Origin of the sequence: Reyranella soli (assembly GCF_007992495.1) — a bacterium.
GTDB classification, from domain to species: domain Bacteria; phylum Pseudomonadota; class Alphaproteobacteria; order Reyranellales; family Reyranellaceae; genus Reyranella; species Reyranella soli.
Genome location: NZ_BKAJ01000005.1, coordinates 13,937 through 27,243, shown reverse-complemented (window position 1 = coordinate 27,243; position 13,307 = coordinate 13,937). Strand labels below are relative to the sequence as shown.

The following is a 13,307-nucleotide window of genomic DNA, read 5'->3' as shown; positions in this document are numbered from 1 at the left end:
GTCCGGAAGAGCATGATCATGAGCGGGCGGGAGCCCGCGGTCCGAGCTGCGCTAGATGATCGCGCACAGGAACAGGATGGTCGCCAGGATGCCGAATGCCGTCCGGCCGGCGTGCAGGCGACCCCAGCGCTCGATCAGGAGGCGGCTGTCGGCACCCGCGCGCTCGGGCGCGGCTGCGTTCAGCCGATCGTTGACCGGCTTGATGACCAGCAGGGTCCAGGGCCATGGCGCCAGCATCGCCACGGCGCCGGCCAGCCACAGCGCGTCGCGGCCCTGCCACCACCACGCGGCCAGGCCCAGCAGAAAGCCCAGCAGCGCCAGGCTCGCCTGCATCAGGGCAGCGCGCGCGTAGGAACGCTGCCATTGCAGCAAGGCCATGCGATCGTCGAGCGCCAGCCGCGCCGGCTGCTCCGCGAAATTCACATAAAAGGCTGCACTGGCGAACGATGCGGCGACGATCAAGGCGAGATGCCCCAGCAGCATGGCTATCCTCCACCGGCCTGCTGGCCACAATGCGGCGGCGGCATTATCGTTGCCGCTGCAGTAAGGAGTACGCCATGGCCACTGAGACCATTCCCGTCATCGATCTCGGCCCCTATCTCGCCGGCGAGCCGGGCGCGCTCGACCGAACGGCCAAGGAACTGCGCTTCGCCCTGACGGAGATCGGCTTCTACTTCATCGTCAATCACGGCGTGCCTCGGGAAAAGATCCAGGCGACCTTCGCAGAGGTGAAGCGTTTCCACGCCCAGCCCGTCGAGAAGAAGCTCGACCTCAAGATCGACCTGCACAGCACCGGCTACATGCCGATGCGCGGCAATACGCTGCGCACCTCGACGGTGCAGGCTGGCACCAAGCCCAACCTCAACGAGGCCTTCTTCGTGAAGCGCGAGATGGCGGCCGACCATCCCGATGTTTTGGCCAACCGACGCTTCCGCGGCCGCAACCGCTGGCCCGACGGCCTGCCCGGCTTCCGCGAGACCGTGGTCGACTACTGCAACACCATGGAAGCGCTGGTGCTCAAGATGGTGCGCCTCTATGCCCGCGCCCTCGACCTGCCGGCGACGTATTTCGACGCGCCGTTCGAGGACTGCCAGTATTCGCTCCGCATGACGCACTATCCGCACCAGGACGGCCCGGTCGAGGACGAGTTCGGCCTGGCGCCGCATACCGACACCAGCTTTCTCACCTTGCTCGCGCCCAACGACGTGCCGGGACTGTCGATCCGCACCCAGAGCGGCAAGTGGATCGACGCGCCCGCCATCCCCGACGCTTATGTCGTGAACGGCGGCCAGATGCTGCAGCGCTGGACCAACGACGTCTTCCTGGCGACGCCGCATCGCGCCATCAACCGGAGCGGCGGCGAGCGCTACGCCATCCCCTTCTTCGCCGACAGCAATATCGACTGGCCCGTCGCCGCCGTCCCCACCACCGTGGGACCGGACAACCCGCCGAAGTACCCGACGACCTACTACAGCGACTACATGGTCTGGTACCAGAAGCGGAACTACGACGTGCTCAACGACGCCAACCGGCAAGCGGCCGAGTGAGCGACACCGAAACCATTCCCGTCGTCGACCTGGGTCCCTACCTAGCAGGGGAACCCGGAGCGCTACAACGCACGGCCGGCGAGCTGCGCTTTGCGCTCACCGAGATCGGTTTCTATTTCATCGTCAATCACGGCGTGCCCGAGGCGCTGATCCGCGGCGCCTTCGAGCAGGCCGCGCGATTCCATGCCCTGCCGCTCGACAGGAAGATGGACGTCAGGGTCGACAAGCACAATGTCGGCTACCTGCCGATGCGCGGCGATACGCTGCGCACCTCGACGGTGCAGACCGTGACCAAGGCCAATCTCAACGAAGCCTTCTTCATGGCGCGCGACCTGCCGGACGACCATCCCGACGTTCTGGCCGACCGGCGCTTCCGCAGCGCCAACCGCTGGCCCAAGGACCTGCCGGGCTTCCGCGAGGCCGTCGTCGCCTATTGCGATGCGCTGGAAGTGCTGGTGCACAAGCTGGTGCGGCTCTACGCCGTGGCGCTCGAGCTGCCCGTCCTCTACTTCGACGAGCCGTTCCGCGACTTCCAGTACAAGCTGCGCATGACGCACTACCCCTACCAGGAAGCGCTGGCTGACGACGATTTCGGCATCGCCCCGCATACCGACACCAGCTTTTTGACGTTGCTGGCGCCCAACAACGTGCCGGGCCTGTCGATCCGCACCCAGACCGGCAAATGGATCGACGCCCCCGTCGTGCCCGGCGCCTATGTCGTGAACGGCGGCCAGATGCTGCAGCGCTGGACCAACGACGTCTTCCTGGCGACGCCGCACCGGGCGGTCAATCGCAGCGGCGGCGAGCGCTATGCGCTGGCCTTTTTCACCGACAGCAACATCGACTGGCCGGTGGCCTCGGTGCCGACGACGGTGGGCCCGGACCGGCCGCCGAAATTCCCGACGACCTGGTACACGGATTATATGATCCAGTACCAGAAACGGACGTATGACCTCCTGGCGGATGCCAACCGGCAGGCGGCGGAATGACGCCTTCGGGCCGCTTCCCGGCCGGCCTCGACTCGGTCTAGAAACCAAGCGGGGAGCCGCCCGCCAATCGCATAAGCCTTCATTCCGGGCGGCAAGGGTAACAGAGGAAACGCCATGCTCGGCCTGATGCAAGACCGTCCGCTGCTGATTTCGCAGATCATCGACTTTGCCGGGAGGTACTATCCCGACGTCGAGATCGTGACCCGCACGGTCGAGGGGCCTATCCACCGCTACGGCTACGGCGACGCGCTCAGGCGCTCCAAGCAGCTGGCTGAGGCGCTGCAGGGGCTGGGCATCAAGCTCGGCGACCCGGTGGGCACCATCGCCTGGAACACCTATCGCCACTTCGAGCTCTATTTCGGCATCTCGGGCATCGGCGCCGTCCTGCACACGATCAACCCGCGGCTGGCGCCCGAGCACGTCGCCTACATCGCCAACCACGCCGAGGACAAGGCGATCTTCGTCGACCTCAACCTGCTGCCGATCGTCGAGGGCGTGTACCCGCACCTCAAGACGGTGAAGCACGTCGTGGTCATGACCGACCGCGCCCACATGCCGGCCTCGTCCAAGATCCCCAACCTGCTGTGCTACGAGGAGCTGATCGCGAAGCAACCGGGCACGCTCACCTGGCCGATCTTCGACGAGAAGACCGCCTCGTCGCTCTGCTACACCTCGGGCACGACGGGCAACCCCAAGGGCGTGCTCTACTCGCACCGCTCGACGATGATCCATTCGATCATGGCGTCGAACGGCTCGGCGATCCCGATGAATCCAGACTCCACCCTGCTGCCGGTGGTGCCGATGTTCCACGCAAATGCCTGGGGCCTGGTCTATGCCGCGCCGATGTGCGGCGCCAAGCTGGTGTTCCCCGGTCCCAAGCTCGACGGCGCCAGCATCTACGAGCTTCTGGACAAGGAGAAGGTGACCCTGAGCGCCGGCGTGCCGACGGTGTGGCTCGCCCTCCTCGACTACTGCGCCCAGAACAAGCTCAAGATGTCGTCGGTCAAGCGCACCCTGATCGGCGGCTCGGCCGTGCCGTTCGCCATGATCGAGCGCTTCTGGAAGGACCACGATGTCGAGGTCATCCAGGGCTGGGGCATGACCGAGATGAGCCCGCTCGGCACGGTGACCCGCTTCAACAGGGGCGAGCGAGAGCTGCCCGACTCCGAGCGCTTCGCCATCACGGCCAAGGCCGGTCGGCCGGTGTTCGGCTGCGACATGAAGATCATCGACGATGCCGGCAACGACCTGCCGCAGGACGGCAGCGTGTCGGGCAATCTCGTGGTGCGCGGCCCGTGGATCGTGAAGGGTTACATGAAGGGCGACGGCAAGGGCCAGTTCCTCGAGGACGACTGGTTCATGACCGGCGACGTCTGCAAGATCGAAGCCGACGGCTCGGTGGTGATCACCGACCGCTCCAAGGACGTGATCAAGTCGGGCGGCGAGTGGATCAGCTCTATCGATCTCGAGAACGCCGCCATGGGCTGCCCCGGCGTCGCCGAGGCCGCCGTGATCGGCGTGGCGCATCCCAAGTGGGACGAGCGGCCGCTGATGATCGTGGTCAAGCGGCCTGACGCCGACGTGACCAAGGCCGACATCCTGAAGTTCCTGGAAGGCAAGATCGCCAAGTGGTGGATGCCGGACGACGTGCAGTTCATCGAGGCCATCCCGCACGGCGCCACCGGCAAGATCCTGAAGACCGCGCTGCGCAAGCAGTTCGAGGATTACAAGCTGCCGACGGCGTAACCCTCATGGTCCACATCGTTGTCGCCGATCCGATCCATCCGGACGGCATCGAACGCCTGCGCGCAGCACCCGGCGTCACGCTCGATCACCCGGCGACCGCGAACGGCGCGTCGCTGGTGGACCGGCTCAAGAATGCCGACGGCCTGATCGTGCGCGGCACGCCGGTCGACGAAGCGCTGCTGGCCAAGGCCGAGCGCCTGCGTGTCGTCTGCCGGCATGGCGTGGGCTACGACCTGGTCGACGTGCCGGCGCTCACCAGGCGCGGCATTGCGCTCATGATCACGCCCGAGGCCAACGCCGCCTCGGTCGCCGAGCACGCGCTGATGCTGATGCTGAACCTCGCCCGCAACGTCGTGCCGGTATCGGCCGCCGTCCGTCGCGGCGAATGGCGGGTGCGCGGCCAGTCCAGCACGTTCGAGCTCGGCGGGCGCAAGGTGCTGGTCGTGGGCTTCGGCCGCATCGGCACCCGGGTCGCCCGGCTGTGCAGCGCCTTCGGCACGCAGGTCATGGTCCACGATCCCTATCTGCCTGCCGGGACGATCCGCGGCGCTGGGTATGAAGCCATCAAAGACCGCGACGCTGGCCTCGCCCAGGCCGACATCGTGACCCTGCACGTTCCCGCCAACGAGTCGACGCGCGGCATGGTGAACGCGGCCTTCCTTGCGCACATGAAGCCCGGCGCCGTTCTAGTGAACACGGCGCGCGGCACACTGGTGGACGAGGCGGCTCTGGAAGCAGCGCTGCGGTCCGGTCACCTGGGCGCCGCCGGCCTCGACGTGCTGCGCGTCGAGCCCATGGTGCAGGGGCTCAGCATGCTCGAGCTCGACAACCTCGTGGTCACGCCGCATGTCGCCGCCAGCACGGCCGAGGGACTGCGCCGCATGGCCTGGGATTCCGCCGGCAACGTGATCGATTTCCTCGCCGGCCGTGTCGACCGCGACGCGGTGGTGAACGGCGAGGTCCTGAAGGCCTGACCTACTCGGCCGGCGCCGCGCGTGTGTGCGCTAGCTCGCCGAGCGCCTGGCGCGTCACCTGGAAGGCGCCGACCAGGGCCAGGCCCGACATGATCGCGGCCACAATGTAGTCGGGCCAGCCCGTGCCCGAGCCGAACACGCCCGCCGCCGCCACCAGCACTGCGAGGTTGCCGATCGCGTCGTTGCGCGTGCAGATCCACACCGAGCGCATGTTGCTGTCGCCGTCGCGCCAGCGATAGAGCAGCACGGCGACGCCCAGGTTGGCGGCGAGCGCCAGCGCGCCGACCGCGCCCATCACCGGCGCCTCGGGCACTGTCCCCGCGACTGCGTGCTGGATGGCGGTGCCGGCGACCCACAGGCCGAAGACGCCCATGCTGGCGGCCTTGATCAGCGCCGCGCGGGCGCGCCATTGCAGCGCCATGCCGAGCACGAACAGGGCCAGCCCGTAGTTGGCTGCGTCGCCCAGGAAGTCGAGCGAATCGGCCAGCAGCGAGGCCGACTGCGCGGCGAGGCCGGCGCCGATCTCGACCGCGAACATGGCGAGATTGACCGCGAGCGCGATCCACAGGATGCGGCGATAGACGGGCGATGATTGCCCGTGACCGTGATCGTGACCGCAGCAATGTGCACTCATCTCAATGCTCCGCGATATGGACGACCATGTCCTCGACCATGCGCCGCACGTGGGCGTCGTCGGCGCCGTAATAGACCTGCTTGCCCTGCCGGTCGGCCCGCACCAAGCGTGCGCCCTTCAACAGACGCAGGTGGTGGCTAACCAGTGACACCGAAAGATCGAGCCGCTCGGCGATATCGGAAACCGCAAGCGGCGTGCGCAAACAGGCGACCACGATGCGCAGCCGCGTCGGATCGCCGAGGAGGCGAAACAGGTCGGCCAGCGCGGTGGCATGGTCGTCGGACAGGATGGTCTTCTTAGCTTTGGACATTTGAACAACTGTTCAAGTGTACGTTGCCAGCGATCCCTGTCAACTAGCGAATATGCAGCGTTATAATGTTCGTGACGGTGCCCGCGCCCAGCGCCCACAGGGGATTGCGCCGGCTGAAGATCACGAAGGCCGCGGTGGCGAGGCTGATCGCCACCGTCACCATGTCGTGGTCGACGTTGCGCATCATCGCCACGCCGCTCGCCAGCATCAGGCCGAGGCCGACCGGCACCAGGGCGTCGCGCAGGATCGCCACCGCCTTGTTGCCCGACCAGCGGCCGAGCGCGCGCGCCGCGACAAAGGCGAGCAGGCAGGACGGCGTCATGATGGCGATCGTGGCGACCAGGAGGCCCGGCAGGCCCGCGACCTGCCAGCCGATCAGGCTCACGACGATGACGTTGGGGCCGGGCGCGGCGCTGGCGATGGCGAAGGTGTGGGCGAAGGCTGCGTCGGTCATCCAGCCATGGACGTCGACGACCTGGCGCTGGATCTCGGGCAGCAGCACGTTGATGCCGCCGATCGATACCAGGGAGAGCATCGCGAAGGTCCGCGCGAGCTCGGTCAGCGCGCCCGTCATGCGGGGCGTCGCAACATCGCAAGGCCGATCGCCACCAGCACCAGGACGATCACGACGGGCACCAATGGCCAGCCGAGCACGGCGACGGCGGCAAAGCCCACGGCGATCACCAGCCAGGCCACCGGTCCGGGCCGGATGTTGCGGATCATCTTCAGCGCCGTGCCCAGCACGAGGCCGGCTGCCGCGGCCGCAGCGCCCGTCAGGCCGGCATTGACCTCGGGGATGGAGGCGACACGGTCATAGACCACGGCCAGCGACGTCACGATCACCAGCGGCATCGCCATCATGCCGAGCAGGCAGGCGAGCACGCCCAGGGGGCCCTGGAAGCGGTCGCCGACGAAGACGGCGGCGTTGGTCGTGTTCGGCCCGGGCAGGATCTGCCCCGCCCCCAGGATCTCGGCGAACTCCTGGTCGGTGAGCCAGCGGCGCTCCTCGACGATGACATGGCGAACCCACGGCCCGACGCCGCCGAAACCCAAAAGGCCGATTTTCAGGAAGCCGAGGAAGAGCTCGATTTTGCCGACGGAACGCGAGGGATCATTGTGCTGCATGCCGGGCAAGGATACCAAAATGCGGCATCTCCGCCTCGCCGTTCGCGGGCGTTCGCGCTAGGCTTGCCCCATGACCGTCAGCATCAAGCCCATCGATCCCGTCAACCGCGCCTTCTTCGCGGGCGAAGTGTCCGGCCTCGACCTGCGCAAGCCGCTTACGCCCGACGAGGTCGCCGCCGTCCATGCCGGCATGGACGAGTTCGGCGTGCTGGTGTTCCACGACCAGGACATCACCGACGACCAGCAGCTCGTATTCAGCCGCAGCCTGGGGCCGCTCGAGCAGGCCACCGGCGACATCGCCGCTCCTCAGGACCGGCGCATGAGCATGGACCTGAACGACATCTCCAACCTCGACAAGAACAACAAGATTCTGGCCCGCGACGATCGCCGGCGCCTGTTCGGCCTCGGCAACCAGCTCTGGCATTCCGACAGCTCGTTCAAGGAAGTGCCGGCCAAATATTCGCTCCTGTCGGCGCGCAACATCCCGTCGACCGGCGGCAATACCGAGTTCGCCGACATGCGCGCGGCCTACGACGCGCTTGACGAGGCGACGAAGCGCGAGGTGCACGACCTCGTGTGCCGGCACAGCCAGATCTTTTCCCGCGGCATCCTGGGTTTCACCGACTTCACCGACGAAGAGCGCGCGAAGTGGGCGCCGGTGCGCCAGCGTCTGGTGCGCCGCCAGCCGACGACGGGCCGGCTGTCGCTCTATCTCGCCAGCCACGCCGGCGAAATCGAAGGCTGGCCGGTGCCCGAGGCGCGCGCCTTCCTGCGCGACCTCAACGAGCACGCCACGCAGCGCCAGTTCGTCTATGCCCATGTCTGGCGCCTGCACGACCTGGTGATGTGGGACAACCGGGTGACGATGCATCGCGCCCGGCGCTACGACCACACCGTGGTGCGCGACATGCGGCGCACGACGCTGACCAACGAAGTGTCGAGTCTAGAACAGGCGCCGTGATCAATTCCGCTGTCATCCCGAGCGTAGCGAGGGATCTTTCCTGCGGCCTTAAAGACCCCTCGCTTCGCTCGGGGTGACAACGTGCTCCTGCAATTCCTCGGCTCCGGCGATGCCTTCGGCAGCGGCGGCCGGTTCAATACCTGTTTTCACCTCGAGCGTGCGGCCCACGGCAACGTCCTGGTCGATTGCGGCGCCTCCTCGATGGTGGCAATCCGCAAGTGGCAGGTCGATCCCAACGCCGTCTCGACGGTGCTGGTGAGCCACCTGCACGGCGACCATTTCGCCGGCCTGCCCTTCTTCCTGCTCGATGCCCAGCTGGTCAGCCGCCGCACGGCGCCGCTCACGCTGGCCGGGCCGCCGGGCTTCCGCGAGCGCCTGGACATCGTCATGGAGGCGATGTTCGCGGGCTCGACCAAGGTCGAGCGCAAATTCGCGCTGGAGGTGCGCGAGCTGGCATTGCACGAGCGCGTCGAGCTCAATGGCCTCGCCGTCACGCCCTACCTGATGAAGCACTACAGCGGTGCGCCGTCCTATGCGCTGCGCATCGAGACCGAAGGCAAGGTGCTGACCTATTCGGGCGACACCGAATGGGTCGAGGAGCTGATCCCGGCCGGACGCGATGCCGATCTTTTCATTTGCGAGGCCTACTTCTTCGACAAGGTGATGAAGTACCATATCGACTATTCGACGCTCGCCCGCCACCTGCCCGAGATCGCCGCCAAACGCACCATCGTCACCCACATGAGCGCCGAGCTTCTGGGCCGCCAGCACGAGATCGCGCTCGAGGCCGCGCACGACGGGATGGTGGTGGAGTTCTAAGGGAGCGCGGGCCTCCGGCCCGCTCATGACAATGAGCGGGCCGGAGGTCCGCGCTCCCAGGCTACCCCGTCTTCCCGTGGCTGGTGAGCAGGCGAATGATCTGCACCGACTTCGGCAGCTCGATCAAAAACTCCGGATCGCGGTCGAGGTGATGGATGTCGGTGGGATCGCGGCCGGTGAAGCGCGCCATCGCCGGGATGTCCTCCCAGTACGAGATGGTCATGAACTCGCTCTCGTGCTCGCGGTCCTCGCGGAAGGTCTGCACGCCCAGCGCCTTCTCGATCAGCGGCGCGATGCCGACGTCGTAGTTGTACTTCTCGTACTCGTCGGCGCGCTCGCGGCGCACGCGGCCGCGCCAGATGCGGGCGATGGTCGGTTGCTTGCTCATTTCGGTCCCCATTCCTCCACAACGGTCTCGCTCACCGGATCGAGCATGTGCGTGTTCTTGAGAACCAGGCCATGCTTCTTCAGCGGCTCCTCGGCCGGCACGCCGTGGCCGACGCCGGGAAAGACCGGCCGGCCGCGCGGCACGCTGATCGACGCCGCCCGCGACAAATAGAAGGCGTCATAACCGATGGTCAGGAACAGGGCGAACACGTCGGTGCCGCCGACCACCGCCAGGGTGCCATCGCCGATATTGAGCTTCTGCCAGGCCTCGTCGAACGGCGCCGTCGCAGGGTTCCACAAGATGGCATTGGGATTCCTGGGATCGGGCACGATACGATGCACCTGTCGGCTGAGAATGATGCGCTTGCGGCTCATCTCCTTGGGCCCGCCTTCGGTCGAATGCCGGCCGCTGGCGACCGCCGACGCCCGGTCGACCGATTCCTGGTAAAATTGCTGGTCGGCCGGGATCCGCAGTTCTTCGGGATAGGAACCGTCGGACTTGGCGATCATGCCTTCGCGGCTGACGATGGCGTAGCCTTCGATGCGAGGACGCGTGCTCATCTTTCAACGAAGCCCGCGATGGCAGCGATCTGGATGGCCAGCCAGTTCATGTCCGCATCTCCCCTGCTCGCCGGAGCTTAGACCGAACCGTCACTCCGGATCGAGACGCTCGGTAGGGAAGGCGCAGGAGGCCGCCCTGGCTTTGGTCGACGAGCAGCGCCTCAGCGCCCTTTCCATGCGCACGCTGGCGGGCACGCTCGGCACCGGGCCGATGACGCTCTACAACTACGTGAAGGACCGCGAGGAGCTCGATCGCCTTCCGCACGGTGTCGGGCTTCGTCATGGGCCTGGCGCAGGCGCAGCTCTGCGGGCCCACCGTCGACAATGCCGACGTGGCGCGGGCCGAGGCGCTGCCGGCCGACCGCTATCCGCGCCTGATCGAGATCGCCAAGGCCGCGCGCGGGCTCGGCCCGGACCGCGAGTTCCGCGCCGGCCTCGACATCGTCATGGCAGGCCTTCTAGCCGGCCCGGTCAGGAAGTCCTGAACGCCTGGCGCGCCAGAAGCTTCCAGTTGCCGCCGTCCTTCACCCAGACCTGCATGACGCCGACCTTTGCCTGTGACGGCTTGCCGTCGGTCTCGGTCTCGACGACGAAGACATGGCGGGCGATGGCATTGTTGCCGACGACGCTGACAGTCGGCTCGTTGAGCGTGATCGACTTGTAGATCGTCTTCTTGCCCGCGATGACGTCGACGAACTCCTTCTTGGTCTCGAGACGACCGGCGGAATGGCCGTAGCTCAGCTGATCGGCGACCAGCGCCTCGAGCTTGGCTTTGTCGGCGGCAAGCATGGCCTTGCTGAGATCGTCGATGGCCTTGCGCACTGCCGCCTCGTCGGCGGATTCGGCCCGAGCGGTGATTGGGGCAATCGTTGGCAAGGTCGCGAGCGCCAGCGCGCCGGCGGCGGCCAGGTGACGACGAGTGATACGCATCGTTCACTCCCTAGTATATTGTTTTTGGGCGTCCTGGCCGGCGACGCTACGCAGCCGGCCAACCGAAAGCCTACTCCGGCGTGATGCCGAGCGCCACGATGCGCGGGATGACGGTGGCCTTGAGAACCTCGTAGTCCTTCATGACCTCCTCGTGGTTCAGCGGCTTCTCGGTCAGGCCGAAGCTCTCCATCATCTTGCGGCCGGGCTCGGAATCGGCGGCGGCCACCCAGAGATCGGACATCTTCTGCACGATCGGCTTGGGCGTCGCCGCAGGAGCGGCCAGCGCCAGCCAGCCGCGCACCGTGAATACGCCGTCGGTAAAACCCTGCTCGGCCGAGGTCGGCAGGTCGGGGAACTTGCCGGCGCGCACGCGGCTGGGGGCAACGATCGGCTTGATCTCGCCCTTGATCAGCAGCGCATTGAAGGCCTGCGGACTGCCCATGGCAGCCTGCAGCTGGCCCGCCCCTATGTCCTGCCACATCGGCGCCTCGCCCTTGTAGGTCACGACCTCGATCTGCAGACCGAACTTCTCGTTGAGGCCCTGGGCGAAGATATGCGCCGATGAGCCGAGCGCCCACGAGCCGAAGTTGACCTTGTTCTTCTTGGCGTACTCGATGAACTCCTTGAGGTTAGAGACCGGCACCGACTTGTGCACCACGACCGGCAGCACGCCCGACGATGTGCCCGAAACGATGGTGAGGTCCTTGTCGGGGTCGAAGCCCATCGTCTTGAACATCACGCGGTTCTGCACCAGCGTGCTCGAGACCGAATGCAGGAAGGTGTAGCCGTCGGCCGGCGCGCGGGCGACCAGGGCGGCACCGATATTGCCGCTGGCGCCGGGCTTGTTGTCGATGATGACCTGCTGCCCCGTCGCCTGCTGGACGTGCTGGCCGAACGAGCGGGCGACACCGTCGGTCAGGCCGCCGGCCGGGAAGTTCACCACGATGGTGATTGGCTTGTTGGGCCAGGCCGGCTGGGCGCGAAGGATGGCGGGGCTTGCGACGGCGAAGCCTGCGGCGGCACGAAGAAGGGTGCGTCTGGTCGTCGTCATTGGTCTCTCAGCCTCCCAAGTTCTTTTTGCGCGGCGATGCATAGCGACTGAGACCCGACAGTGCTAGCGTGATTGCTCTCCGCTGGGCGGAACCGTTCGCCATGCTGAGGCCAAGATGCGCCTTTTCAGCCTGCTGCTTGCCCTGACCGTCATCGCAAGCCCTGCCCTCGCCGACGATGCCTCACCGTCGTCGGCGGTCGTCCTGCGCGGCAGCAGCGCGCCGCCGACGCCGTGGTACGAGCCGCCTCTGGAGCCGACGATCGTCGTCCAGCCGGTCTACGTGCCCGTGTATTATCCTGTCGTCGGCTATTGGCCGTTCGTCCATCACCACGCTCAGCCAGCCGCCCGGAGGAACCGTTGATGCTCCAGACCTCCTCCCTGCTGGCCGATTCGCTGGCGGATCGCCTCTTCGAAACGTTCGTGCGCAGCTATGGCCGAGCGGTGTCGCCGCAGGCCGAGCTTCTAGGCGAGGCGGCGCGACTGGTGATCGAACGGCTGTCGCTCAGCGACGCGCTCTATCACACCGCCGAGCATACGGTTCTGGTCACACTGGTGGCCCAGGACATCCTGCGGGGACGGCGCCTGCGCACCGATGTTCCGCCCGATATGTGGCTGCATGTCGTCCTGGCAGCGCTGACCCACGACATCGGCTATCTGCGCGGCATCTGCCGAGCCGACACCGAGCATCGTTTCATCGCTAACGAGAAGGGCGACATGATCGAGCTGCCGCGCGGCGCCTCCGATGCGGCGCTCGCGCCCTACCATGTCGACCGCGGCAAGATCTGTGTACGTGAACGCTTCACCTTCAATCCGGCGATCGAGCCCGACCGGCTGGCGCACAATATCGAGCTCACTCGTTTCCCGGTGCCGGACGACGAGGATCACGCCGAGACCGACACCGAGGCGGCGTTTGTGCGCGCTGCCGACCTGATCGGGCAGCTCAGCGATCCGCTCTATCCCCGCAAGCTCAACGCCCTGTTCCACGAGTTCGAGGAGATCGGCATCAACAAGAAGCTGGGCTACGCCACGCCCGCCGACGTGGCCGATCACTATCCCCGCTTCTTCTGGTCCAAGGTCGAGCCATACCTGGGTGACGCCGTTCAGGCGCTCAACATGACGTCCGAAGGCCGCATGTGGCTGGCGAACCTCTACTCCCACGTCTGCGTGATCGAGCACGGCCGCCAGGCCATGGGCCCGAATCAGGCGCGCGCGGCCAACAACGACGGCCTCGTTCTGCGGGACTTGACGACCTCCGCACCGCGGAACCGTTGAC

General features: G+C 66.6%; 18 protein-coding genes. 9 read left to right on the top strand and 9 right to left on the bottom strand.

All coding sequences use genetic code 11. The features are described from left to right. Positions 1–51: 51 nt before the first annotated feature. Positions 52–480, bottom strand: coding sequence for an anthrone oxygenase family protein (locus RSO01_RS02305; protein WP_170302799.1), 429 nt, complete (start codon positions 478–480; stop codon positions 52–54). 77 nt (positions 481–557) lie between these two features. Between RSO01_RS02305 and RSO01_RS02300 the strand changes: the two genes are divergently transcribed. The 4 genes from RSO01_RS02300 (at position 558) to RSO01_RS02285 (ending at position 5,256) form a co-directional block, all read left to right on the top strand. After that, positions 558–1,547, top strand: coding sequence for an isopenicillin N synthase family dioxygenase (locus RSO01_RS02300; RefSeq protein WP_170302798.1), 990 nt, complete (start codon positions 558–560; stop codon positions 1,545–1,547). Beyond that, positions 1,544–2,536, top strand: a complete 993-nt coding sequence (locus RSO01_RS02295) for an isopenicillin N synthase family dioxygenase (RefSeq protein ID WP_170302797.1) — start codon at positions 1,544–1,546, stop codon at positions 2,534–2,536. Before RSO01_RS02300 ends, RSO01_RS02295 begins: the two co-directional genes overlap by 4 nt. Before the next feature lie 114 nt (positions 2,537–2,650). Continuing rightward, a complete protein-coding gene (locus tag RSO01_RS02290) occupies positions 2,651–4,282 on the top strand; it encodes a 3-(methylthio)propionyl-CoA ligase (protein ID WP_147145771.1) in 1,632 nt (543 codons plus the stop codon). Positions 4,283–4,287: 5 nt separating this feature from the next. Next, positions 4,288–5,256, top strand: coding sequence for a hydroxyacid dehydrogenase (locus tag RSO01_RS02285; protein ID WP_147145769.1), 969 nt, complete (start codon positions 4,288–4,290; stop codon positions 5,254–5,256). Position 5,257: 1 nt separating this feature from the next. On the opposite strand, the gene RSO01_RS02280 is transcribed toward RSO01_RS02285, so the two are convergent. Genes RSO01_RS02280 through RSO01_RS02265 form a run of 4 tightly spaced genes read right to left on the bottom strand, consistent with a single transcriptional unit; the run spans position 5,258 to position 7,325 of the window. Beyond that, positions 5,258–5,890, bottom strand: coding sequence for a cation efflux transmembrane domain-containing protein (locus tag RSO01_RS02280; protein ID WP_147145767.1), 633 nt, complete (start codon positions 5,888–5,890; stop codon positions 5,258–5,260). Between the two features lies 1 nt (position 5,891). Then, the gene (locus RSO01_RS02275; protein WP_147145765.1) at positions 5,892–6,200 is read right to left on the bottom strand and encodes an ArsR/SmtB family transcription factor; all 309 of its coding nucleotides are present in this window, start codon (positions 6,198–6,200) and stop codon (positions 5,892–5,894) included. A 43-nt stretch (positions 6,201–6,243) separates the two neighbouring features. Further along, positions 6,244–6,774, bottom strand: coding sequence for a chromate transporter (locus RSO01_RS02270; RefSeq protein ID WP_147145763.1), 531 nt, complete (start codon positions 6,772–6,774; stop codon positions 6,244–6,246). Beyond that, positions 6,771–7,325 (bottom strand): chromate transporter, encoded by a 555-nt coding sequence (locus RSO01_RS02265; RefSeq protein WP_147145780.1) that lies wholly within the window; start codon positions 7,323–7,325, stop codon positions 6,771–6,773. The genes RSO01_RS02270 and RSO01_RS02265 overlap by 4 nt, the downstream gene beginning before the upstream one ends. A 70-nt stretch (positions 7,326–7,395) precedes the next feature. On the opposite strand from RSO01_RS02265, the gene RSO01_RS02260 reads away from it, so the two are divergent. After that, positions 7,396–8,286, top strand: a complete 891-nt coding sequence (locus tag RSO01_RS02260) for a TauD/TfdA dioxygenase family protein (RefSeq protein WP_147145761.1) — start codon at positions 7,396–7,398, stop codon at positions 8,284–8,286. An 81-nt stretch (positions 8,287–8,367) separates the two neighbouring features. Further along, positions 8,368–9,105, top strand: a complete 738-nt coding sequence (locus RSO01_RS02255) for an MBL fold metallo-hydrolase (protein WP_147145759.1) — start codon at positions 8,368–8,370, stop codon at positions 9,103–9,105. Between the two features lie 61 nt (positions 9,106–9,166). Here the strand turns inward: RSO01_RS02255 and RSO01_RS02250 are convergent, their stop codons facing one another. Continuing rightward, a complete protein-coding gene (locus tag RSO01_RS02250; RefSeq protein WP_170302796.1) occupies positions 9,167–9,493 on the bottom strand; it encodes an antibiotic biosynthesis monooxygenase family protein in 327 nt (108 codons plus the stop codon). Further along, on the bottom strand, positions 9,490–10,053 hold the full coding sequence (locus tag RSO01_RS02245; protein ID WP_147145755.1) for a dihydrofolate reductase: 564 nt from the start codon (positions 10,051–10,053) through the stop codon (positions 9,490–9,492). The genes RSO01_RS02250 and RSO01_RS02245 overlap by 4 nt, the downstream gene beginning before the upstream one ends. Positions 10,054–10,319: 266 nt before the next feature. Between RSO01_RS02245 and RSO01_RS48385 the strand changes: the two genes are divergently transcribed. Further along, entirely contained in the window at positions 10,320–10,538 is a 219-nt protein-coding gene (locus RSO01_RS48385; RefSeq protein ID WP_218037214.1) for a hypothetical protein, read from the top strand. Here the strand turns inward: RSO01_RS48385 and RSO01_RS02235 are convergent. Further along, positions 10,525–10,983, bottom strand: a complete 459-nt coding sequence (locus tag RSO01_RS02235) for a nuclear transport factor 2 family protein (protein WP_147145753.1) — start codon at positions 10,981–10,983, stop codon at positions 10,525–10,527. The genes RSO01_RS48385 and RSO01_RS02235 overlap by 14 nt on opposite strands. A 70-nt stretch (positions 10,984–11,053) precedes the next feature. Beyond that, on the bottom strand, positions 11,054–12,034 hold the full coding sequence (locus RSO01_RS02230) for a Bug family tripartite tricarboxylate transporter substrate binding protein (protein ID WP_170302795.1): 981 nt from the start codon (positions 12,032–12,034) through the stop codon (positions 11,054–11,056). A 115-nt stretch (positions 12,035–12,149) separates the two neighbouring features. Here RSO01_RS02230 and RSO01_RS02225 point away from each other — a divergent pair, with 115 nt between their 5' ends. Together RSO01_RS02225 and RSO01_RS02220 are read left to right on the top strand one after the other, a co-directional pair. Continuing rightward, positions 12,150–12,395, top strand: coding sequence for a hypothetical protein (locus RSO01_RS02225; protein ID WP_147145749.1), 246 nt, complete (start codon positions 12,150–12,152; stop codon positions 12,393–12,395). Then, positions 12,395–13,306 (top strand): HD domain-containing protein, encoded by a 912-nt coding sequence (locus RSO01_RS02220; protein WP_174825908.1) that lies wholly within the window; start codon positions 12,395–12,397, stop codon positions 13,304–13,306. Before RSO01_RS02225 ends, RSO01_RS02220 begins: the two co-directional genes overlap by 1 nt. Position 13,307 lies beyond the last annotated feature (1 nt).